Origin of the sequence: Lentzea sp. NPDC051838 (assembly GCF_040681245.1) — a bacterium.
Classification (GTDB): Bacteria; Actinomycetota; Actinomycetes; order Mycobacteriales; family Pseudonocardiaceae; genus Lentzea.
Window position 1 is genome coordinate 207,610 of record NZ_JBFAYI010000007.1, and the last position, 21,299, is coordinate 228,908.

Annotated in this window: 20 protein-coding genes; 12 read left to right on the forward strand and 8 right to left on the reverse strand. The window is 69.3% G+C overall.

Features of this window, described 5'->3' with window-relative positions:
• The first annotated feature begins 13 nt into the window (after positions 1–13).
• Entirely contained in the window at positions 14–814 is an 801-nt protein-coding gene (locus tag AB0M24_RS19130) for a ricin-type beta-trefoil lectin domain protein (RefSeq protein ID WP_363768912.1), read from the forward strand.
• Positions 815–860: 46 nt separating this feature from the next.
• Here the strand turns inward: AB0M24_RS19130 and AB0M24_RS19135 are convergent, their stop codons facing one another.
• Complete coding sequence (locus AB0M24_RS19135) at positions 861–2,213, reverse strand: DUF349 domain-containing protein (protein ID WP_363768915.1); 1,353 nt, start codon at positions 2,211–2,213, stop codon at positions 861–863.
• Positions 2,214–2,383: 170 nt separating this feature from the next.
• Here AB0M24_RS19135 and AB0M24_RS19140 point away from each other — a divergent pair, with 170 nt between their 5' ends.
• Genes AB0M24_RS19140 through dapF form a run of 3 tightly spaced genes read left to right on the forward strand, consistent with a single transcriptional unit; the run spans position 2,384 to position 4,751 of the window.
• Entirely contained in the window at positions 2,384–3,064 is a 681-nt protein-coding gene (locus AB0M24_RS19140; RefSeq protein WP_363768918.1) for a hypothetical protein, read from the forward strand.
• Positions 3,061–3,969, forward strand: coding sequence for a tRNA (adenosine(37)-N6)-dimethylallyltransferase MiaA (gene miaA / locus AB0M24_RS19145; RefSeq protein WP_363768921.1), 909 nt, complete (start codon positions 3,061–3,063; stop codon positions 3,967–3,969). The genes AB0M24_RS19140 and miaA overlap by 4 nt, the downstream gene beginning before the upstream one ends.
• The gene (dapF, locus tag AB0M24_RS19150) at positions 3,957–4,751 is read left to right on the forward strand and encodes a diaminopimelate epimerase (RefSeq protein WP_363768924.1); all 795 of its coding nucleotides are present in this window, start codon (positions 3,957–3,959) and stop codon (positions 4,749–4,751) included. The genes miaA and dapF overlap by 13 nt, the downstream gene beginning before the upstream one ends.
• An 18-nt stretch (positions 4,752–4,769) precedes the next feature.
• Here the strand turns inward: dapF and AB0M24_RS19155 are convergent, their stop codons facing one another.
• Both AB0M24_RS19155 and AB0M24_RS19160 read right to left on the reverse strand, forming a co-directional pair.
• Complete coding sequence (locus tag AB0M24_RS19155) at positions 4,770–5,663, reverse strand: SMP-30/gluconolactonase/LRE family protein (protein ID WP_363768927.1); 894 nt, start codon at positions 5,661–5,663, stop codon at positions 4,770–4,772.
• Positions 5,656–6,897, reverse strand: coding sequence for an MFS transporter (locus AB0M24_RS19160; protein ID WP_363768930.1), 1,242 nt, complete (start codon positions 6,895–6,897; stop codon positions 5,656–5,658). Before AB0M24_RS19160 ends, AB0M24_RS19155 begins: the two co-directional genes overlap by 8 nt.
• 55 nt (positions 6,898–6,952) lie before the next feature.
• Between AB0M24_RS19160 and AB0M24_RS19165 the strand changes: the two genes are divergently transcribed.
• Genes AB0M24_RS19165 through AB0M24_RS19175 form a run of 3 tightly spaced genes read left to right on the forward strand, consistent with a single transcriptional unit; the run spans position 6,953 to position 9,901 of the window.
• Positions 6,953–7,453, forward strand: a complete 501-nt coding sequence (locus tag AB0M24_RS19165) for a winged helix-turn-helix domain-containing protein (RefSeq protein WP_363768933.1) — start codon at positions 6,953–6,955, stop codon at positions 7,451–7,453.
• 25 nt (positions 7,454–7,478) lie between these two features.
• Entirely contained in the window at positions 7,479–8,939 is a 1,461-nt protein-coding gene (gene hflX / locus AB0M24_RS19170) for a GTPase HflX (RefSeq protein ID WP_363768936.1), read from the forward strand.
• Positions 8,936–9,901, forward strand: a complete 966-nt coding sequence (locus AB0M24_RS19175) for a hypothetical protein (RefSeq protein WP_363768939.1) — start codon at positions 8,936–8,938, stop codon at positions 9,899–9,901. Before hflX ends, AB0M24_RS19175 begins: the two co-directional genes overlap by 4 nt.
• Here the strand turns inward: AB0M24_RS19175 and AB0M24_RS19180 are convergent.
• Positions 9,788–10,510 carry a hypothetical protein gene (locus AB0M24_RS19180; protein WP_363768942.1) on the reverse strand — a complete coding sequence of 241 codons (723 nt, stop codon included), beginning with the start codon at positions 10,508–10,510 and terminating at the stop codon, positions 9,788–9,790. The genes AB0M24_RS19175 and AB0M24_RS19180 overlap by 114 nt on opposite strands.
• A 43-nt stretch (positions 10,511–10,553) precedes the next feature.
• On the reverse strand, positions 10,554–11,663 hold the full coding sequence (locus tag AB0M24_RS19185; protein WP_363768944.1) for a cytochrome P450: 1,110 nt from the start codon (positions 11,661–11,663) through the stop codon (positions 10,554–10,556).
• Positions 11,664–11,776: 113 nt separating this feature from the next.
• On the opposite strand from AB0M24_RS19185, the gene AB0M24_RS19190 reads away from it, so the two are divergent.
• Positions 11,777–12,505, forward strand: a complete 729-nt coding sequence (locus AB0M24_RS19190; protein WP_363768946.1) for a helix-turn-helix domain-containing protein — start codon at positions 11,777–11,779, stop codon at positions 12,503–12,505.
• Here the strand turns inward: AB0M24_RS19190 and lexA are convergent.
• On the reverse strand, positions 12,489–13,145 hold the full coding sequence (lexA, locus tag AB0M24_RS19195) for a transcriptional repressor LexA (RefSeq protein ID WP_363769326.1): 657 nt from the start codon (positions 13,143–13,145) through the stop codon (positions 12,489–12,491). The two genes, AB0M24_RS19190 and lexA, sit on opposite strands and share 17 nt — an antisense overlap.
• 256 nt (positions 13,146–13,401) lie before the next feature.
• Here lexA and AB0M24_RS19200 point away from each other — a divergent pair, with 256 nt between their 5' ends.
• Positions 13,402–13,674, forward strand: a complete 273-nt coding sequence (locus AB0M24_RS19200; protein WP_363768949.1) for a hypothetical protein — start codon at positions 13,402–13,404, stop codon at positions 13,672–13,674.
• A gap of 92 nt (positions 13,675–13,766) precedes the next feature.
• Positions 13,767–14,168, forward strand: coding sequence for a hypothetical protein (locus tag AB0M24_RS19205; RefSeq protein ID WP_363768952.1), 402 nt, complete (start codon positions 13,767–13,769; stop codon positions 14,166–14,168).
• Between the two features lie 6 nt (positions 14,169–14,174).
• On the opposite strand, the gene AB0M24_RS19210 is transcribed toward AB0M24_RS19205, so the two are convergent.
• On the reverse strand, positions 14,175–17,204 hold the full coding sequence (locus AB0M24_RS19210; RefSeq protein ID WP_363768955.1) for a BTAD domain-containing putative transcriptional regulator: 3,030 nt from the start codon (positions 17,202–17,204) through the stop codon (positions 14,175–14,177).
• Complete coding sequence (locus AB0M24_RS19215) at positions 17,177–17,638, reverse strand: hypothetical protein (protein WP_363768958.1); 462 nt, start codon at positions 17,636–17,638, stop codon at positions 17,177–17,179. Before AB0M24_RS19215 ends, AB0M24_RS19210 begins: the two co-directional genes overlap by 28 nt.
• A gap of 266 nt (positions 17,639–17,904) precedes the next feature.
• Here AB0M24_RS19215 and nrdR point away from each other — a divergent pair, with 266 nt between their 5' ends.
• Both nrdR and AB0M24_RS19225 read left to right on the forward strand, forming a co-directional pair.
• The gene (gene nrdR, locus AB0M24_RS19220) at positions 17,905–18,375 is read left to right on the forward strand and encodes a transcriptional regulator NrdR (RefSeq protein ID WP_030464916.1); all 471 of its coding nucleotides are present in this window, start codon (positions 17,905–17,907) and stop codon (positions 18,373–18,375) included.
• Between the two features lie 66 nt (positions 18,376–18,441).
• A complete protein-coding gene (locus AB0M24_RS19225; RefSeq protein ID WP_363768962.1) occupies positions 18,442–21,264 on the forward strand; it encodes a vitamin B12-dependent ribonucleotide reductase in 2,823 nt (940 codons plus the stop codon).
• Positions 21,265–21,299 lie beyond the last annotated feature (35 nt).

Genomic DNA, 21,299 nt, shown 5'->3' on the forward strand with positions numbered 1-21,299 from the left:
AAGGTGCACCGGGATGGCCGACGTCACGAACACCACCGGCGGGGTCGAGGGTGACACCGTCCAGATCGGCTCCATCGGCGGAGACGTCAACTTCTACTCCAGGTTCCCGAAGCTGCTTCTCGTCGCGCTGGCGGTCGTCGTGGTGGCAGCGGTTGTCCTCGTCGTCGTCCTGCACCCGTGGACGGACGAGCAGCCGGGCGCGGCACCGTCGACGACGTCCGCTCCGCCGTTGATCTCGACCCCGCCGGCGACCTCGGAGTCCGCCGCGGTGCCGACGACTCAGGTGCGGACGGGCAGTCCCGAGCGACCTGCCGGGCAGACCGCCAAGCAACCCACGCCCCAACCGACCCAGCCCCCGGTGCTGCCCGCGCCGGGACCGGTGAAGGCGGCGGACGACGGGCCCGGCTACCTGATGCCCGGCAACACCGAGAAGGTGGCCGACCTCTACGACGGGTCGAAAGAGGCCGTCATGTGGACCAGGGAACCGGCCGGCACGGACGGCGCGAAGTTCCAGCCGAACTGGGTGCGCGAGTTCTCGGACTCCGGGGCGTTCCGCATCCGCAACACCCACGCGAACCTCTGCCTGGAGACAGCGACCGAGGCCGCCGCGCGTCTGGAGCAGGTGCTGGGCCGGACGTGTTCGTGGAGCCGTGAGCACCAGCTGTGGCGCGCGCAGAACGGCAACCAGTACGCGAACGTCAGGTCGGGGGAGTGTCTCGTCGCGGGGGAGAGCGACACCTACCCGGACGGCACCTGGCTCGTCGTCTGGACGTGTGAGAGCAAATCCGACCAGCAGTGGCGTGTCGCGCCCTGAAACGCGAGAAGGCCCCCTCACCCGAGGGGGCCTTCTCGCGTTCGAACTAGCGGGTCGCCAGCGCCTGCTCGGCGGCGGCGAGCCACTCACGCCACTGCGCGGCCTGAGCCTCGGCCTGCTCGGTGCGGCGCTTGTCGCCCGCGGCACGAGCCTTCGCGGCCTGGGCCTCGAACTGCTCCACGCGCTCGCGGAACTGCGCCACGCGCGCCTCGGCCTCGGGGTCGGAGCGACGCCACTGCGCGTCGACCGCGCCGCGCACCTTCTCCTCGATCGTCCGCAGCTTGCCCTCGAGCTCGCGGATGCGCTCGCGCGGCACCTTGCCGATCGCGTCCCAGCGCTCCTGGATCTTGTACAGGTGCTGGCGCGCCGACTCGAGGTCGCCCGACGGGTCGATCGTCTCGGCCTCGGCGAGCAGCTCCTCCTTCAGCTTCGCGTTCGCCGAGAACTCGGCGTCGCGCTCGCTGAAGGCCTCGGAACGCTTCTGGAAGAACGCGTCCTGCGCGGCCCGGAACCGCTGCCACAGCGCGTCGTCGGCCTCCTTGGGCGCACGCCCGGCGGCCTTCCACTCGACCATCAGCTCCTTGTAGCGACCGGCCGTGGGGCCCCAGTCGTCGGAGTCGATGAGCTTCTCGGCCTCTTCGACGAGCGCCTGCTTGGAGGACTTCGCCACCGAGCGCTGGCGGTCGAGGTCGGCGAAGTGCGAGCCGCGACGGCGGTTGAACGCGTCACGGGCCTTCGAGAACCGGCGCCACAGCTGCTCGTCGGTCTTGCGGTCGACGCCGCGGATGGTCTTCCACTCGTCGAGGATCGCGCGCAGCCGGTCGCCCGCGACCTTCCACTGGGTCGACTCGTTCGCGATCGACTCGGCCTCGTCGACGAGCGCCTGCTTGCGCGCCACGGACTGGGCTCGGGCGGCCTCCTTGGCCTCCTTCGCCTTTTCCATGCCGGCCTCGGCCCGCTCCAGCACGTGCTCGACGCGGGCGGCCAGCGCCTTCAGGTCGCCGACGACGGCGGCCTCGGCGAGCTGCTCCTTGACGTGCTTCGCGCTGGTCAGGGCGTGCTTCGGGTCGCCGGCGCCGGACGCGAGCCGCGTGACCAGCAGCTCGACCTCGGTGCGCAGGTCGTCGAAGCGCCGCGCGAAGTGCGCGAGGCCTTCGACCGGCTCACCGGCCTGCCACGACCCGACGGCGCGCTCGCCGTCGTCGGTCTTCACGTACACGGTGCCGTCGGCGTCCACGCGCCCCCAGCGGTCAGGGTGGTCCGACGCCACGGGGACGGCCGGAGGCGTCGCCTGCGGTGCGGTCTCCTTCGGCGTTTCCTCGACTCCACCCTCGGCTGCGACCTCCACCGCTGGGGTGGTCTCGGTCACGGCCTCCGGTGTGCTGTCCTGCTCCGACATCGCCGGTTCCTCCCATCTGACGCCCGTGCCTGCCACGGGCGCCCCGCCACTGGCGGGGCCGATGCAATACGGGCGCTGGAGGGTCTCCCGTCCCCAGTTCCCCGCGCGCATTCAAACAGGTCAGAGCTCGACTCGGTACTGGGAGTCCACGATAGGTAGCCTCATTCGTCGTGATCACCCGTGCCGTGGTGGTGCCGCACCCACCACTTCTGGTGCCAGAACTGGTCGCGGGAGCCGCCGCCGAAACAGAGCCCGTGCGCGCCGCAACCGTTGCCGCAGCAGGAAAACTGCCCGGTCCGTGGGTGGCTGTCGCGGTCGACGACAGCGGTCCGGCGACGGTGGTGCCGCCGTTGTCGGGAACTTTTCTCGGATATGGGGTCGATGTACCTGTGTCACTCGGCGGTGACCTGGCTCCGGACCCCCGAATTCCGTTGCCTGTGCTAATCACCGCGTGGCTGCGGGAACAGTGCGCAGTCGAGGTGTCACGCGTTGAACTCGTACCGCGTGATCTGCCGCCGTCCGAATGTGTCTCGTTTGGACAACGACTTGCGGACGAATCCGCCGGGCTCTTGATTCTGGGCGACGGCTCCACTCGCCACGGCCTGCGCTCGCCGGGCTCTGACGACGAGCGTTCGGGACCTTTCGACGCGCACGTCCATTCACTTCTGGCCGCCGCTGATGTGGACGGCCTGCTTTCCCTCGACCTCGCACTCGCCGCGGAGCTGGGCGCGCAGGGCCGTGCGGCGTGGCAGATCCTCGCCAGCGTGCCCGGTCCGTGGCGTTGTTCTTCCGCCGAGTTCTTCGCACCGTTCGGCGTGGGCTACCACGTCGCTGTCTGGGAGCGCCCGTGATCACCCCTATCGCAGTCGTCGGACCCACCGCGACCGGCAAGTCCGATCTTGCCGTGTCGCTGGCGGAACGGTTCGGAGGCGAGGTCGTCAACGCCGACGCCATGCAGCTCTACCGCGGCATGGACATCGGCACGGCGAAGATGACCCTGGCCGAGCGCCGAGGCGTCCCGCACCACCTGCTCGACGTCCTGTCCGTCACCGAGACCGCGTCGGTGGCTGCCTACCAGCGGGAGACGCGCGCGGTCATCGAGGACCTGCTCGCCTCCGGTCGTCCGCCGATCCTCGTCGGCGGGTCCGGTCTGTACGTGCAGGCGGTGCTCGACGACCTGAAGTTTCCCGGCACCGACGATGCGGTGCGGGAACGCTTTGAGTCCGAGCTCGCGTCTCTGGGGTCCGAGGCACTGCACGCCCGGTTGCGGACGCTCGACCCGGCCGCCGCGATCGCGATCCTGCCGTCCAACGGGCGCCGCATCGTGCGCGCGCTGGAGGTCATCGAGCTGACCGGGCAGCCGTTCTCCGCGAACCTGCCCAAGCCGGGACCCGCCCGCTACGACACCGTCCAGATCGGCGTCGACCGCGAGGTGTCCGAACTGGACTCGCGCGTCGACCGGCGCGTGGACGTGATGTTCGCTTCCGGTCTGGAGTCCGAGGTGCGCGCCCTGGTCCGGATCGGTCTGCGCGACGGCAAGACCGCGTCCCGGGCGCTCGGCTACCAGCAGGTGCTGTCCGCAATGGACGGAGCCTGCACGATCGACTTCGCCGCCGAGGAGACCAAACGCGCCACCCGCCGGTTCGTGCGGCGCCAGCGCTCGTGGTTCCGGCGTGACCAGCGCATCACCTGGTTGGACGGTGCACGGCCCGATTTGGTGGAGGCCGCCGGTAACCTTGTCCCGTGGAGTTCGTGAAGGGGCACGGCACGGAGAACGACTTCGTCATCCTGCCCGACCTCGATGACCAGCTGGACCTGACGGTGGCGCGCGTCCAGGCGCTGTGCGACCGGCAGCGCGGCCTGGGCGCCGATGGCGTCCTGCGCGTCGTGCGAGTGGACGGCAAATGGTTCATGGACTACCGCAACGCCGACGGCTCCATCGCCGAGATGTGCGGCAACGGCCTGCGCGTCTTCGCCCGCTACCTCGTCGACGCGGGCCACCAGCCGCAGGGCTCCTTCGTCGTCGGCACGCGCGCAGGCGACCGTGAGGTGACCACGCACCCGGACGGCTCCGTCACGAACGACATGGGCCCCGCCCGCGTCACCGGCACGTCCATCGCGGCGGTCGACGGCCAGGGCATCGGCGGCTTCGCGGTCGACGTCGGCAACCCGCACCTCGCGTGCGTCACCGACACGCCCGTCGAGTCGTTCGACCTCACCGTGCCGCCCGGCTTCGACCCGGTGATCTTCCCGCACGGCGTGAACGTCGAGCTGATCAACACCATTGGCGACAACGCGCTGCGCATGCGCGTCTACGAGCGCGGCGTCGGCGAGACCCGCTCGTGCGGCACCGGCACCGTCGCGTCGGTCGCCTCCTGGCTCGCGGGTCAGGGCAAGACGACCGGTTCGGCGACCGTCGACGTCCTCGGCGGCCAGGTCTTCGTGACGATCGAGCCGACGACGTCGACCCTCACCGGACCTGCCGTGCTCGTCGCGCGCGGCGAGCTCGACAAGTCCTGGTGGGACGCCCTCGCTTAGGAACTGATATCCGATATATCAGTTTCCGAGGTCGTAGATCTCGACCTTCCCGAGCCTCTCGGGCTTGACCACGTCCGGGTGCGAGTCCGGCGCCGTGAGGCACACGAGTTTGTCGTCGACGACGGCGACGGCGAAGCACGTCTGCGTCGTCTCGACCCGGTGCGTGATCTTGCCGCCCTCGGTCACCCGGAACACCGCGGGCTGCAACGCCGGCGCCACCCACACGCCGTCCCCGTCACCCGCGATCCCGTCCGGCGCGATCCCGAACTCCTTCACTTCGGCCCACACCCTGCGGTTTTGCAACGATCCGTTGCGGTCGACCGAAAACGAAGTGAGTTTGAATGCAACGGTCTCGGCGACGACCAATATATTGCCGCTCCCGATGTGACCGTCGGGATCGTCCGGGTCGGGCAGCAGCGCCATGCCGTTGGGGAACTTGAGGTCCTCGGCGGCGACGCTGACGGAGCCGTCGGGCTGGACGAGGGCGAGCGCGGCGCCCGGCGGGTCGAAGCCCGGTTCGAGGAGCTTGGCGACGCCGACCTCGGTGATGAGGCCGTGCAGGTCGAAGCCGAAGTTGCCGACGTACGCGCGGCCCTCGCCGTCGACGAGCATGTCGTTGGCGTGATAGGTCGCGATATCCGATATATCAGCGTGGAGCACGAGGTCGTCGCCCTCGAGCCGGCGCACGGTGTGGTCGAGCATCGACACGACGAGCAGGCGTCCGTCGGGCAGCCAGCCGAGGCCGGACGGCTGGCCATCGAAGGCGACGACGACCTCGTCCTCACCCGTCGTGAGGTCGAGCGCGTGCACCTCGCCCGCGTAGAAGTCGGAGTAGTAGAGGCGGCCGTCGGGGCCGCGTCGCGGTCCCTCGCCGAAGTGAAGACCGTCCCGCAAGACCCGAGTATCAGCCATGGGCGTCGACGCTAGCTTCGGTCGGCAGGTCTCGCATCGTCCGCAACGGTGAGAACAAAACCCACAACATTCCGAGCACCGAGCCGATCAGCGACACCCACAGCGTCGGCACGATTCCGATCCACGTGCCGAGCCCGCCGCCCAGCAGCGCGCCCAGCGGCGTCGAGCCCCACACCACCCAGCGGATCGAGGCGTTCATCCGGCCCAGCAGGTGGTCGGGGCAGATCGCCTGCCGGTAGCTGACCTGGCCGACGTTGTAGACGACGACCCCGAACGCGGTCACCGCGGAACCGACCATCGGCAGCACGAGGCCCCAGCCGTCGGAGACGAACGGCAGCGTCAGGGTGAACGGCCAGGTCAGCAACGGGATCAGCCAGATCATCCTGGCCTGCCCGACCAGCAGGCCGATCCGGTACGCGAAAGCCGCGCCGAGCACGCCGCCGACACCGCCCGCGCTGAACAGCAGGCCCGTGGTTCCCTCGTTCAGCCCCACGGTGTTCAGCAGGAAGAGGATGAGTACGGCGTTCTGTATGCCGTGGAAGAAGTTCGACGTGCCGGTGCAGGCCACGATCATGCGCAGGGTGACGTTGCCGAAGACGAACCGCAGCCCCTCCGCGATCTCGCGACGCAGGTTCGGGTCGGGGTGACGTTCCGGCGTCGGCTCCACCGTCCTGATCCGGACCAGGAAGAACGCCGAGCTCAGGTAGCCCAGGCCGGTCGCGAGGACACCGTTGGCCGCGCCGAGGAACTGGGCCGCGTAGCCGCCGATCGCGGGTCCCGACACCTCCGCGACCGACAGGCTGGCCTGCAGCTTCGAGTTGCCCTCGACGAGCTGGCCGCGTCCGACCAACGACGGCAGGTACGACTGGTAGGCGACGTCGAAGAACACCGTGCACACACCCACCGCGAGGCTCACCGCGATGAGCTGCGGCAGCGTGAGCAGGTCCAGCCACCACGCGACGGGCACGCTCAGCAGCAGGGCGGCGCGGCAGACGTCCATCGCGATCATCAACGGTTTGCGGCGCATCCGGTCCACCCACACGCCCGCGGGCAGGCCGATCACCAGGAACGCCATCGTGCTCGCCGCGGCCAGCAGACCCATCTCGAACGGTGTCGCGTTCAGCACACCCGCCGCGAGCAGCGGGACGACCGTCATGCCGACGGTCGCGCCGAACTGGCTGATGGTGTCGCCCATCCAGAGCCTGCGGAAGTCGGGGTGCCCCCAAAGCGCCATGCCGAGGAGTCTGCGCTGAGTGATTGGAAACTGTCAATCACTTAGACTGGAGAGCGTGGCACTCTCCCGCAAGCGACGGCCCGCGACGAGCGAGGAAGCCGCAGCCCTCAGCTCTGACCTGCGGCTGCGGATGATCCGGATGACGTTCGACCGACCGCTGACCAACAAGGAGCTGGCGCAGCGGCTCGGCAAGGACCCGGCCACGACGCTGCACCACGTCCGCAAGCTCGTCGCGGCGGGGTTCCTCGAGGCGATGCCGCCACGCGCGGGCAACCGGGGGGCGAAAGAGATCCCCTATCGGTCGACAGGGCTGTCGTGGCAGCTCGACAACAGCGAAAATATGGTCGCCGTCGGCGAAGCGATGCTGCACGCTTTTCTCGGCGAGGTTGCCGACATCGGGCTCAGGGACGTGGATCAGAGCCGCCTGGTCGTCACCGTCGACCCGGAGGAACTAAAGCAGCGGCTCGCGTCGTTGATGGATGAGCTGGCCGCGCAACCGGTCAAGCCGGATGTTCCCCGTGTGGCGATCTACCTCGCGGTGTATCCGGGGGACTGACGGTCCATGGGACGATGAAGGGCAAATGACGGAAAACATCCAGAGCACAGAGTTCGACCCGGAGTTCGACTCCTCTTGGGAAGAGGAAGAGTTCTCCACCGGTGACTACGAACGCGCCGAACGCGCCGCGCTGCGCCGTGTCGCCGGGTTGTCCACCGAGCTCGAGGACATCACCGAGGTCGAGTACCGCCAGCTTCGCCTGGAGCGGGTCGTGCTCGTCGGGGTGTGGACCGAGGGCACGGCCGCTGACTCCGACGCCTCCCTCGAAGAGCTCGCCCGTCTCGCCGAGACCGCGGGTTCCGAGGTGCTCGAGGGCGTGGTGCAGCGGCGTGACAAGCCGGACCCCGCGACGTACATCGGCTCGGGCAAGGTCGCGGAGCTGCGCGACGTGGTGCAGGCGACCGGCGCTGACACGGTGATCTGCGACGGTGAGCTCTCACCCGGTCAGCTGCGTCAGCTGGAGGAACGGCTCAAGGTCAAGGTCATCGACCGGACCGCTCTGATCCTGGACATCTTCGCGCAGCACGCGCGGTCCAAGGAGGGCAAGGCCCAGGTCGAACTGGCTCAGCTGCAGTACCTGATGCCGCGCCTGCGCGGCTGGGGTGAGACGTTGTCGAGGCAGGCCGGTGGTCGTGCCGGTGGCGGCAACGGCGGTGTGGGTCTGCGCGGTCCCGGTGAAACCAAGATCGAGACCGACCGGCGCCGGATCCGCGACCGCATCTCGAAGCTCCGCCGGGAGCTCGCCGCGATCAAGGTGATCCGCGAGACCAAGCGCAGCCGCCGTGTTGCGAACGAGGTCCCGAGCGTCGCCATCGCGGGGTACACGAACGCGGGCAAGTCCTCGCTGCTCAACGCGCTGACCGACGCCGGTGTCCTGGTGGAGGACGCGCTGTTCGCCACCCTCGACCCGACGACGCGCCGCGCGCTGACGCCGGAGGGCCTGCCGTACACGCTGACGGACACGGTCGGCTTCGTCCGGCACCTGCCGCACCAGCTGGTCGAGGCGTTCCGCTCGACGTTGGAGGAGGTCGGCCAGGCCGATCTGCTCGTGCACGTCGTCGACGGCTCCGACGGCATGCCGGAGAACCAGGTCAAGGCCGTGCGCGAGGTCCTCGCCGAGATCAACGAGCAGTCCGGCACGCCGATGCCGCGCGAGATGCTCGTCGTGAACAAGATCGACGCGGTGGGCGACCTGGGCCTGGCCCGGCTGCGGCACCTGTTCCCGGACGCGTCGTTCGTCTCGGCGCACTCGGGCCTCGGCATCGAGGAGCTCAAGGTCCGCATCGCCGAGCTGATGCCCCGTCCCGAGGTCGTGGTCGAGGCTCTCGTCCCGTACGCGCGCGGCGAGGTCGTCGCCCGCGTGCACCGCGACGGCGAGGTGCTGTCCGAGAAGCACACGGAGTCGGGCACGCTGCTGTCCGCCCGCGTGCGCCCGGACCTCGCGGGGCTGCTCGAGGAGTTCGCGACGAACGGAACGCCTGCTTGATCCCGCCTCCACCGGTGGACGTGTGCCCGGTAGCCATGCAGGAGCTCTCCGGGCTCACGTCCGACGGAAACCAGTTCTTCGCCGTCAGCGACAGCGACAACGGCACGCTGCGCATCCAGGTCATGGGCCGCGACTGCGTCGTCAAGCGCACCATCACCGCGCCCGTCGACCCGTTCGACGTCGAAGACCTGGCGATGACGCCGGACGGCACCCTCTGGGCCTCCGACACCGGCGACAACGGCAAGTCCCGCTCCACGGTCGCCCTGCACAAGGTCTCGCCTTCGGGCGCCGTGGAGCGGTTCCGCGTGACCTACCCGGACGGCAAGCACGACGCCGAGGCTCTGCTGATCGACAAGTCCGGTATCCCGTACATCGTCACCAAAGAACCGCTCGGCTCCGCGCTGGTATATCGCCCCACAGGCCCGCTCCAAACCGATATATCAGTCCCGTTGGAGCAGGTAGCACGCGTGTCGCTGTCCACCACGGACACGCCGGGCGGCCCTCTGGAAGGCACCCTCGACTCGCGCCTGGTGACCGGCGCCGCCGCCACTTCCGACGGCTCGGTCATCGCCCTGCGCACCTACACCGACGCCTACCTCTACCCGGTCCCCGACGGCGACCCAGAAAATGCGATCGTCAAGGCTCTCTCCGGCGACCCGGTCCGCATCCCGCTGCCGAACGAACCCCAGGGCGAGGCCATCGCCTTCGACCCGGACGGCACCCTGCTCTCCGCCTCGGAAGGCGCCGGCACCCCGATCCGCGCGGTAGCGGGCGCCGCCGCCCTGGCCCGGCCACCGGCGCCGACGACCACAACGCCCCCACCGCCGGCAGCCGACCAACCCCAGGCCTCACCGCAGTCGCCGTCCAGCTCGTGGCAGAACTGGCCGCTCGCCCTGACCCTCGGCGGCATCGTCCTCATCGCCGCTCTCGTCATCGGCCTCCGCCTGCGCCGCCGAGCCTGACGGCCGGACCGCGGCGAACGCCTCTTCGAGCCTCGTCGTCGCAGCTCTCGTCGTGCCGCGCTGGCTCACGTACGAGTAGATGACGAGACCGGTGCCCACGACAACGCTCGCAACGGTCAGCGTGATGTACAGCCACGCCCGCTCATGGCCCCACGCTCCTGGCGTTGTCGTGTGGAGTGCTTGCGCCAATCCGGCAACCGCACTTGCGACGTACACGGCCGCGGCCGGGAACAGCAGGAGTTTGATCTGGCGGTGGGGCTGCCCGCTTTCCCGGACGTAGGACTGCCAGGTGACGAGCGGCAGTCCGGCGCGCCGGGTGATCTCCTCCTCCAGCCCGAGCTGATATCCGATCAGGTTGCGCACCATGCTCTTCAGGTACAGGCCGTGGAGGAGCACGATCGAAACGGCAAAGGGAAACCACATCAACAGGTAACCCTTGCCGCCTCCGATCGCGACGGTGGCCGCCAGGGCCGTGACCGTGCTGCCCGTGGCGAAGATCCTGTCACCGGAGGTGGTCACCGCCGTGATCCGACCGGCGACATCCCGGCACTCGTCGATCAGCCAGTCCACGATCTGAGTCTCGGTGAACGGAGGCGGTTCCTCAGACACGACAGCAGGTTCCCTCACCTCGCGGCTTTGCCGTACCGCTGTTCTAGTCCCAGGCGACGGGCATGCTGTCCAGGCCGCCGATCACGAGGCTCGCGCGGTGGCGGAGGTCGTCCTCGGGGACGGCGAGACGCAGCTTCGGGAACCGGGTGAAGAGGCCGGGGAACGCGATCTTCAGCTCGATCCGCGCGAGGTGCTGGCCGATGCACTGGTGGATGCCGTGGCCGAACGCGAGGTGGCCCGGCGCGCCCCGGACGAGGTCGAGGAGATCCGGATCCGCGTAGCGGGCCGGGTCGTGGTTGGCCGAGCGCAGTTCGACGAACACGGTGTCGCCGGCGCGGACGAGCGTGCCCTCGATCTCGACGTCCTCCAAGGCGGTGCGGGCCGTCGCGGGCGTCAGACTGATGTATCGGAGCAGCTCCTCGACGGCGGCGTCGGGATCGGCCAGCATCGCGTCGACCCGTTCCTGCGCGCGCAGGAGCTCCAGCGTGCCGAGCGACAGCATGTTCGTCGTCGTGTCGAGGCCACCGCCGAGCAACGCCATGCCCATCGCGGCCATCTCGTCGTCGGTGAGATCGCCGGCCGAACCGACGAGGTCGCTCAAGACGTCGTCGGTCGGTTGCGTGCGCTTCAGGGCGACCATTTCCAGCATGAACTGCTGGAGGCGTCCGAACGCCGCGTACATCGCCTCGCCCTCGTCCTCCTCCGCGCCGCTGGCACCGGTCAGCAGCATCGCGTCCTGCTGAAACTCGGTGCGCCGGTCGTAAGGCACGCCGAGCAGCTCGCAGATCATCAGGCCCGGCACCGGCACGGCGAAGTGCTCGACCAGGTCCGCGGGCGAGCCCTGGGCCTCCAGCGAGTCCAGGTGGCCGGCGGTGATCACTTCGAGGCGTTCGGCGAGCACGCGCATCCGCCGGACGGTGAACTGGCCGGTGAGCTTGCCGCGGTAGCGGGTGTGGTCCGGCGGGTCGTGGTCGGTGAACGCGCCGGGCGGTGACGGCGGCGCGTCGCCGGGGCTGCCCGGACCGAACGGGTTGTGCATCTTGTCCGGCCGGATGCTGAAACGGCTGTCGGCGAGCACGGCACGCACCGTCGCGTGGTCGTGCGCTCGCCAGCCGACGTGCCCGTCCGGGTACGTCATCGGGCTGAGTGGCATTGCTGTGTTCCCCCTTGCAACGATGTCTTTCCCCTCCTTGCAAGCTAAAAACGTTTGCGGACGAAGTCAAAAGACTCATTGCAATGGCCTGAAGGGGAAGGCACTATGGGGTTGTGCCTGGTAAGCGGCTAGATGAAGAAGAACGGCAGCTCATCGCCCAGTTCCTCTGGGACGGGCTGGGGTACTCCGAAATCGGGAGGCGGTTGCAAAGGCCGGCCTCGACGATCCAGCGCGAAGTGGCGCGGAACGGGGGCCACAACAGCTACCGGCCGGCCGCCGCGCACCGGGCCGCGGGGGAGCGCGCGATGCGCCGGATGCCCGCGGTGGACGACCTCGACATCGACGAGGAGGTCTACTCGTTCGACCGGAGCCCGGCGCAGGTGCAGGAGTTCCACCTGCGGCTGGTCGCGGTCTTCGTGCAGACCGGGCTGACGCGCACGGCGGCGCGGATCCTCGCCGAGATCTTCATGACCGACAAGGGCAGCCTGTCGGCGACCGAGCTGGTGCTGAGGCTGTCGGTCAGCCCGGGCACGGTCTCGCGGTCGACGAAGTACCTGGAGGAGCTGGACCTGTTGCGCAGCGAGCGCGACGGCAAGCGGATGCGCTACTTCCTGGACGACGACCTCTGGTACCGGGCGTGGCTGGCCAGCGCCGAGCGCAACGCCGTGTGGTCGAACACCGCACTGGACGGGTCCGAGATCTTCGGACCCGCCACGCCAGTGGGTGCACGTCTCAAGGACATGGGCCAGTTCTTCAGCTTCGTCGTCCTGGAGATGGAGTCGACGCGGAAGAAGTGGCTCGAGTTCTTCGAGAAGAAGAAAAAGGCTAGGGGAGACGCCTGAGCACGGTCACGACCTTGCCCAGGATGGTGGCCTCGTCGCCGTTGATCGGCTGGTAGGCCTCGTTGTGCGGGAGCAGCCACACGTGGCCGTCCTTGCGCTTGAACGTCTTGACGGTCGCCTCGCCGTCGATCATGGCGGCGACGATCTCGCCCTGGTCGGCGGTCGGCTGCTTGCGGATCACGACCCAGTCGCCGTCGGTGATGGCGGCGTCGATCATCGAGTCACCGACGACGCGCAGCAGGAACAGCTCGCCCTCGCCGACGATCTCGCGCGGCAGCGGGAACACGTCCTCGATCGACTCCTCCGCCAGGATCGGGCCACCGGCCGCGATACGGCCGAGCATCGGCACGTACGCGGGGGTCGGCTTGGACATCGGGTCGAGGCCCGGGTCGATCTCGGACGGCAGCATGCCGACCGCGCGCGGGCGGTTCGGGTCGCGGCGCAGGAAGCCCTTCCGCTCCAGCGCGCGCAGCTGGTAGGCGACCGACGAGGTCGACGTGAGGCCCACGGCCTCGCCGATCTCGCGCACGCTCGGCGGGTAGCCGAAACGGTCGACCCAGTCGCGGATCACGTCGAGAACCTTGCGCTGACGCAAAGTCAGGCCGGCGTTTCCCGCGATCTCGCTTACCTCTGTCTCCACAAGAGCGGGATCCTGGTCGATCGTCTTGCCTGCCACGGTCGCTGTCCTCCTCGCCGCCCCCAGTTCGAATGGGATTCCGGCATTCCGTCGATCTTCGTGGTCGACGGTAGTCGTGTTTGCTGCACAGATCAAACACCTGTTCGAGGTATTTGGGCGCGTGTTGTGGCGTTCGGCGGGTCGGTCTGGTAGAAATTCGCACGGACGTTCGATCGAACCCCTGTTCGATCATGGTGCTTGACCTGCGATGGAGGGCGTCATGGCGGTACTGGTCGAGAAGCGGTTGCGCGTTGCAGAGGACGCGGACGTCGCAGCGGGGCGTCCACTCCGTTCGGGTCCCCGCGTCATGCCGCGCCGCCCGGCGACCAAGCCGAGGCCGGTCGCGGTGCCCGCGTCGCGCGAGTCGAGCTCCTGCGAGGTCCGGCCGAAGCGCGAGTCCACGCTCGAGCTCGTCGCCGTCGGCGTGCTGAGCGCCCTCACGGTCATCGCGCTCGGCGTGCTCTACCTCCAGCAGGCCGGCATCACCCCGTAGGACCGAAGCGAAACCGAAGCCTCGCGGAAGTGGCCCTGTCCACCATTCGGTGCGACAGAACGAGACCACCCGAGAGGCGACCGAGAATGAGCATGAAACGCATCGTCGCGGCCGCGGCGATCGCCGTCGGCACCGTGTTGTCGATGGCCCCGGCCGCCCACGCCGCGAAGGACGTCGACGTCTACAGCGACGATCCCGGCGCCAAAGGCGGCATGGCCTGGTTCAAGGCCTACGGCGAGCACTTCGGCATCTGCGACCGCGACTACGACGACCTGGGCGTGCGCGGCCGGCTCACCTACACGTACCGCGGCACCACGTACGAGTACAAGCTGTGGCACCACACGGGCCACCACCAGGACCCGCGCCTGAACTGCGACACCTACCCGGATGACATCAACATCCCCGAGGGCACCAAGGTGTACCTGGAGGTGTGTCTGCAGAAGGAGAAGGGCGCGCCCCTCAAGTACTGCGACACCGACACCGGCGAGGCCTGACGGTCCTCACGACCGCGCGGCGAGGCCTTCGGCAAAGCGTGTCGCACGCGCGACACCGGTGATGTGCCCGGTGTCGCGCCAGACGCGCAAGGCCTCCCGCGCCGCGTGTCCGGCCTGCGCACCCGCTCCGGAGGCGGACTCCACGGCGGCGACGGCGAGCAGCGCTTCCGCTTCCAGGAGCCGGAATCCGCCCGCGCGCGCCACTTCGAGGGCAGTGGTCGCCTGCGCACGTGCCGCCGCCGGATCGGTCGTGGCGAGGACGTGCGCGAGCGCGGCGGACGCCTCCGCCTCCAGTCCGCGCAGGCCGGACCGCGTCGCGATCTCCAACGCCCGCACCAGGTGTTCCCGCCCGGACGTCGCGCGGCCCAGTCCGATCAACGCCACGGCCTCGGCCTGCTGATCGCCGTCCTGCCGGGCGCACTCCAGCGCCTCGGCGGCGGTCCGGCGGGCGGTGTCGTGGTCGTCGCGCGCCAGGTGCACGGCGCACAGCCCGCTCAGCGCGGTCGCCTCGCCGAAGCGGGATCCCTGCTCGCGGAACGACTCCAGCGCGAGCAACAACGTGTGCTCGGCGTCCGCGACGTCGCCGAGCGCCAGCAGCACCGAACCCAGGTCCGCCAGGTTGGCGGCCTCCCAGAAAGCGAGAGAATGGCCGCGACACAACCGCACGGACTCGTCCAGGCACTTCCTCGCCTCGGCCAGCCTGCCGAGCTGCCGGTAGTGACAGCTCAATGAGTTCAGCGCGTGACTCTCACCTGACGGGTTGCCCAGCTCGCGAAACAGCTCGATCGCACGATGGCTGTGCTCGACCGCCTCGGCGAGCCTGCCCGTCCAGTCCAGCATCGACCCGAGGTTCGACACGGCTGTCGCCTCGCACTCGCGCCAGCCGCAGGTGCGGCTCGCCCGCGCGGCTTCCTCGGTGTGCGCGACACCGTCGGTGTGCCGTCCTTCGCGAAACGCCGCGCCGCCCATCGTCAGGCGCAGCAACGCTTCCGCGGCGTGCGCCCCGTGCCGCCGGGCAGCGGGCAGCAGCACCGACGCGAGCTCCAGCCACTCCGCGCGCCTGCCGTGGTCGTGGAAGAACCGCCGTACCGCGTCGGCGAGGTACCAGACCTGCGGGCGCGGGCCGGTCACCGCGGCCCGGCGCAACGCCGCGACCAGGTTGGGCGCCTCCACGTCCAGCCACGCCACGGCTTCCGCGCTCGAAGAGAACCGCAGTGGGCTCACGGCGGGTTCGTCGTCGCGCGGGAGTGACACGACTCGCTTGCCCAGCTGGGCCACCGCCGCGTCGGCGGCCGCGAGGTAGCCGGCGAACAACCTCTCCCACGCGGGCGTGGACTCCTCGGCCTCCAGGCGCTCCTCGGCGTAGCGGCGCACCAGGTCGTGGAACCGGTAGCGGCCCGGCGCATGCGCCTCGACCAGGTTCGCGGCACTCAGACCGCGCAGCAACCGGCCCGCGTCGGCGCCGAGCAGCGCGGACGCGTCCAGCGGCGTGAAGTCCGGTCCCGGCACGATCCCGAGCAGCCGGAACAACCGCTGCTGATCCGCCGGAAGTGCTTGGTAGGACACGGAGAACGCCGTGGCGACCGCGCTCTGCTCCGCCCCGTCGAAGGCGAGCAGGGGATCGGCGCGCAGCTCCGCGACCGCTGCTTCGATGCTCGTGCCGACACCGGCCGCGGCGATGCGCAACGCCAGCGGGTGATGCCCGCACACCCGCGCCAGATCGGCCGCGGCCGCGGGTTCGGCGGCCACGCGGTCGGCACCCAGTGCCGAGACGAGCAGCTCGTGCGAGTCCTGTGCGGGCAGCTGCGCCAGGGTGATCGTGCGGGCACCAGTGCCGGCGACGAGATCGCCCAGCCTGTTCCTGCTCGTCACCAGCACCCGGCCGGACGACGGCAGCAACGGCAGCACCTGAGCGGCATCACGCGCGTTGTCCAGCACTACCAAGGCTTTCCGGTCCGCAAGAAGCGAACGGAACAGTCCACTTTGGTCGTCCGATTCGGACGGTGTGGCGCCGAGTGCGCGCAGCAGCTGCGCCAGTGCGGCGGTGGAGCTGAGCGGTTCGTCGTCGGCGTCGAACCCGCGCAGGTTCACGTACAGCTGCCCGTCCGGGTAGCGGTCACGGGCCGAGTGCGCCCACCGGACGGCGAGCGCGGTCTTGCCGACGCCCGCGGTGCCGGTGATCAGCCACACGCCGTCCTCACCGGACTCCAGCGCGGCCAGCTCGGCGGCACGACCGGCGAACCCCCGTGCGGCCAAAGGAAGTTCGGCGGGTCGCACCTCGGTGAACGCGGGGGCCGAGTCCTCGCCGCGCAGCACGCGCAGCTGCATCTCCCGCAGCGCCGGCCCCGGCTCGATGCCGAGCTCCGACGCCAGCAGGTCGTGCCCCTGGGAGTACACCTCGAGCGCCTCAGCCGACCGTCCACAACCGTGCAGCGCGAGCATCAGCGCGGCGCGCGGCCGTTCGCGGTACGGGTGCTCGTCGACGAGCTTGCGCAGCCCGCCGACCGCCTCCGCGTGGTGCCCCTCGGCGATCTGGAGCTCGTGCAGCTCCTCCGCGATCGCGAGCCGTCGCTCGACCAGCGCCGGGCGCTCCAGTTCGGCCAGCTCGTCGCTCACCCCGTCCAGCGGCGTGCCCGTCCACAGCTCCAGTGCCGCGCGCAGCCGTGCGATGGCGGCCTCACCGGTCAGCGTCCTGGCCTGCGCGACGGCGTCGTCGGCCAGGTCGAGGTCGCGTTCGCCGGGCGCCACGTCGATCGAGTAACCGGAGGCCCCGCGCGTGATCACGTCGGCGCCGATCAGCTTGCGCAGGTCGGAGATGTGCACCTGCAGTCGTCCGCGGGCGCTGCGCGGCGCCTGCTCACCCCAGGTCAGGTCGATCAGCCGGTCCTCCGGCACGACCCGGCCGGGGCTGAGCAGCAGTGCCGCCAGCACCGACGCCTGTTTCGGCCCGGCCGGGCGCACCGGCCCGGCCGGACCGAGGACCGTGACCGGTCCGAGCAGGAGATACCTCAGCGGAGGTCCTTCTCCGCCGTGCACTTCGCGCCGCTGCTGTCGGCGAACTTGACCTCGACCCAGGCACGTCCCGAGCTCGGCACCTTCGTCCCGTTCACGGACACCTCGCCGACCTGGTCCGACCTCAGGCCGGTCCTGGACTTCGAGAGCAGCGTGGACTGCGACGTGCCGACGCGGTGGTGGACCTGGACGTGCATCGCGCCGGTGTCGGCGATGTACGGACCGGCCGCGCCCCTGCCGTTGCGCAGGCGGTACTCCGCGGCGATGTCGTAGGTCAGCGTGAACTTGCCGCTGAAGGCTCCCGCCGTGCACGTGGCGGTCACCGATCCCGTGGCGGCTTGCGCGGCCGGTGCCACCAGGCCGCTCGCCGCCACCAGCAGGGCCAGCAGACCGGCCCTCTTCACCCCAGACCCCAAGACGATCTCCCTCATCTCGTTGCGCCACCCGAGTGAACGCATCACAGGAATATCACGCGAGGACCGCGCCGGAGGTTGCGCGAGGGTCACGCCCCGGCGGCGGTGCGTAGTAGTCGCAGTTCACCCCGGATTCCTCCATCCGAGTGTCGCCCGACACGCCGTGTCGAGTTGCAACCTCTTGCGTTGCGATCTAGGTTCTACCCCTACATCTAGTGGTTACATGGTTGTAAGTAGTCCACAGGTTGTGGGTAACTCCGCTCCTGCGTGGCTGCTGTGGTCAGTGCTGCGCCGGGGAGGGGTGAACAGACGTGCGGTGTCCGTTCTGCCGTCATTCGGACTCGCGGGTGGTCGACTCCCGCGAGGTCGACGAGGGTCAGGTGATCCGTCGCCGACGCTCCTGCAACAGCTGCAGCCGCAGGTTCACCACGGTCGAAGAAGCGGTTCTCGCCGTGGTCAAGCGCTCCGGGGTGACGGAGCCTTTCAGCCGCGACAAGGTGGTCGTCGGCGTGCGCAGGGCGTGCCAGGGGCGCCCTGTCGACGAGGACGCGTTCCAGCAGCTCGCCCAGCGAGTGGAAGAGTCGATCCGGTCGACGGGATGCGCGGAAATCGCCAGTCACGAGGTGGGCCTCGCCATTCTCGGCCCCCTGCGTGAGCTCGACGAGGTCGCTTATCTGCGCTTCGCGAGCGTGTACAGGTCCTTCTCGTCCGTCGAGGACTTCGAGAAGGAAATTCTTGATCTTCGCACTGCCAGAGCCGAGGAAGCACCGGCCGAGCAGTGATCCGCGCGCTTCGGGGCGCGCGAGAAAACACCAGCTTTCCAAGCACCAGCACGAGGGAGATCCACCGTGACCGAGACCGTCGGCGGCTCAGCCAAGAAGACAGCCGCACGGGCGGCTGCCAAGCCTGCCGCGCTGAAGGTCCAGCGCGTCTACACCACCGAAGGCCGCCACCCCTACGACGAGGTCACCTGGGAGCGCCGCGACGTCGTCATGACGAACTGGCGTGACGGGTCGGTGAACTTCGAGCAGCGCGGTGTCGAGTTCCCCGAGTCCTGGTCGGTGAACGCCACCAACATCGTCACCAGCAAGTACTTCCGCGGTGCCGTCGGCAGCGACAAGCGCGAGCAGTCGCTGCGCCAGCTGATCGACCGCGTCGTGAAGAAGTACGTGGGCGCGGGCAAGGAGCACGGCTACTTCGCGAACGACGCGGACGCCGAGATCTTCGAGCACGAGCTCACCTACATGCTTCTGCACCAGGTGTTCAGCTTCAACTCGCCGGTGTGGTTCAACGTCGGCACGACCTCGCCGCAGCAGGTCAGCGCGTGCTTCATCCTCGCGGTCGACGACACGATGGAGTCGATCCTGAACTGGTACCGCGAGGAGGGCCTGATCTTCAAGGGCGGCTCCGGTGCCGGCCTGAACCTCTCGCGCATCCGTTCCTCCAAGGAGCTGCTGTCCTCCGGCGGCACCGCGTCCGGCCCGGTGTCGTTCATGCGCGGCGCCGACGCGTCCGCGGGCACCATCAAGTCCGGTGGCGCGACCCGTCGTGCCGCGAAGATGGTCGTGCTCGACGTCGACCACCCGGACGTCGAGGAGTTCATCGAGACCAAGGCGCGCGAAGAGGACAAGATCCGCGCGCTGCGGGACGCCGGGTTCGACATGGACCTCGGTGGCGCGGACATCGTGTCGGTGCAGTACCAGAACGCGAACAACTCGATCCGCGTGTCGGACGAGTTCATGCACGCTTACGAGAGCGGCTCGGACTTCGACCTGCGCGCGCGTCAGACCGGTGAGGTCATCGAGCGCGTCGACGCCAAGGGTCTGTTCGGCAAGCTCGCGAAGGCCGCGTGGGAGTGCGCCGACCCCGGCATCCAGTACGACGACACGATCAACGACTGGCACACCTGCCCCGAGTCGGGCCGCATCACCGCGTCCAACCCGTGCTCGGAGTACATGCACCTGGACAACTCCAGCTGCAACCTCGCGTCGCTGAACCTGATGAAGTTCCTCGGTGCCGACGGCAAGTTCGACGCCGTCACGTTCGCCAAGGCCGTCGAGCTGATCATCACCGCGATGGACATCTCGATCTGCTTCGCGGACTTCCCGACCGAGCCGATCGCGGACACCACCCGCAAGTTCCGCCAGCTCGGCATCGGCTACGCCAACCTCGGCGCGCTGCTGATGGCGACCGGTCACGCGTACGACTCGGAGGGTGGCCGCGCGCTCGCGGCGACCATCACGTCGTTGATGACCGGTGTGTCCTACCGCCGTTCCGCGGAGCTCGCGGGCTTCGTCGGCGCGTACGACGGCTACAAGCGCAACGAGACCGCGCACCAGCGGGTCATGCGCAAGCACGCCGCGGCCAACGACCTGATCCGCACCTACGGCGGCAACGACTCCGCGACGCACAAGGTCGCGACCGAGGCGTGGCAGCAGGCGCTGGAGATCGGCGCGAAGAACGGCTGGCGCAACGCCCAGGCGTCCGTGCTGGCGCCCACCGGCACCATCGGCCTGATGATGGACTGCGACACCACCGGTATCGAGCCGGACCTGGCCCTGGTCAAGTTCAAGAAGCTCGTCGGCGGCGGCTCGATGCAGATCGTCAACCAGACGGTGCCGCGCGCGCTGAAGGCGTTGGGCTACCAGGACGAGCAGATCGAGGCGATCGTCGAGTTCATCGGCGAGCACGGCCACGTCGTCGACGCGCCGGGCCTGCGCCGCGAGCACTACGAGGTCTTCGACTGCGCGATGGGCGAGCGTTCCATCGCGCCCATGGGCCACGTGCGGATGATGGCGGCCACGCAGCCGTTCCTGTCCGGCGCGATCTCCAAGACCGTCAACATGCCGGAGACGGCGACGATCGAGGACGTCGAGGAGATCTACTACCAGGGCTGGAAGCTCGGCCTGAAGGCGCTCGCGATCTACCGCGACAACTGCAAGGTCGGCCAGCCGCTGTCGGCGGGCAAGTCCGCCAAGGCGGAAGAGAAGAAGACGGACACGGTCGTCGAGTACCGCCCGGTCCGCAAGCGCCTGCCGAAGAAGCGCCCGTCGCAGACCGTGTCGTTCACGGTCGGTGGCGCCGAGGGCTACCTGCACGCCGGTTCGTACCCCGACAACGGCCTGGGCGAGATCTTCGTCAAGCTGGGCAAGCAGGGTTCCACGCTCGCCGGTGTGATGGACGCGTTCTCGATGTCCATCTCGGTGGGTCTGCAGTACGGCATCCCGCTGGAGTTCTACGTCTCGAAGTTCCAGAACCTGCGCTTCGAGCCGGCGGGCATGACCGACGACCCGGACGTGCGGATCGCGACCTCGGTGCTCGACTACCTGTTCCGCCGCCTGGCGCTGGACTACCTGTCCTACGACAAGCGCGCGCAGCTCGGCATCTTCACGGCCGACGAGCGTTCGGCGCAGGTGGCCGGCGAGTACGGCGCTCCGGCATCGTCCGATGTGGACCTCGAGGGTCTGCGCGGGTCGGTGGAGGCCGCGCCGAAGCAGGTCGAGGCCGCCGCCGAGACGCCGAAGCACGTCGGCAGCTCGACCGAGCTGCTGGAGCTGCACCTGGGCAAGGCCGCTGACGCGCCGCTGTGCATGACCTGTGGCACGAAGATGCGTCCGGCCGGGTCCTGCTACCTGTGCGAGGGCTGCGGCAGCACGTCCGGCTGCAGCTGATCGATCACGTGGATGGGCGGCTCTTCGGGGCCGCC

What these genes read in the sequence shown, in the direction of transcription:
- AB0M24_RS19130 (WP_363768912.1), top strand. Translation starts at nt 14, where the DNA reads ATGGCCGACGTCACGAACACCACCGGCGGGGTCGAGGGTGACACCGTC.
- AB0M24_RS19135 (WP_363768915.1), bottom strand. Translation starts at nt 2,213, where the DNA reads ATGTCGGAGCAGGACAGCACACCGGAGGCCGTGACCGAGACCACCCCA.
- AB0M24_RS19155 (WP_363768927.1), bottom strand. Translation starts at nt 5,663, where the DNA reads ATGGCTGATACTCGGGTCTTGCGGGACGGTCTTCACTTCGGCGAGGGA.
- AB0M24_RS19160 (WP_363768930.1), bottom strand. Translation starts at nt 6,897, where the DNA reads ATGGCGCTTTGGGGGCACCCCGACTTCCGCAGGCTCTGGATGGGCGAC.
- hflX (WP_363768936.1), top strand. Translation starts at nt 7,479, where the DNA reads ATGACGGAAAACATCCAGAGCACAGAGTTCGACCCGGAGTTCGACTCC.
- AB0M24_RS19185 (WP_363768944.1), bottom strand. Translation starts at nt 11,663, where the DNA reads ATGCCACTCAGCCCGATGACGTACCCGGACGGGCACGTCGGCTGGCGA.
- AB0M24_RS19200 (WP_363768949.1), top strand. Translation starts at nt 13,402, where the DNA reads ATGGCGGTACTGGTCGAGAAGCGGTTGCGCGTTGCAGAGGACGCGGAC.
- AB0M24_RS19205 (WP_363768952.1), top strand. Translation starts at nt 13,767, where the DNA reads ATGAAACGCATCGTCGCGGCCGCGGCGATCGCCGTCGGCACCGTGTTG.
- AB0M24_RS19215 (WP_363768958.1), bottom strand. Translation starts at nt 17,638, where the DNA reads ATGCGTTCACTCGGGTGGCGCAACGAGATGAGGGAGATCGTCTTGGGG.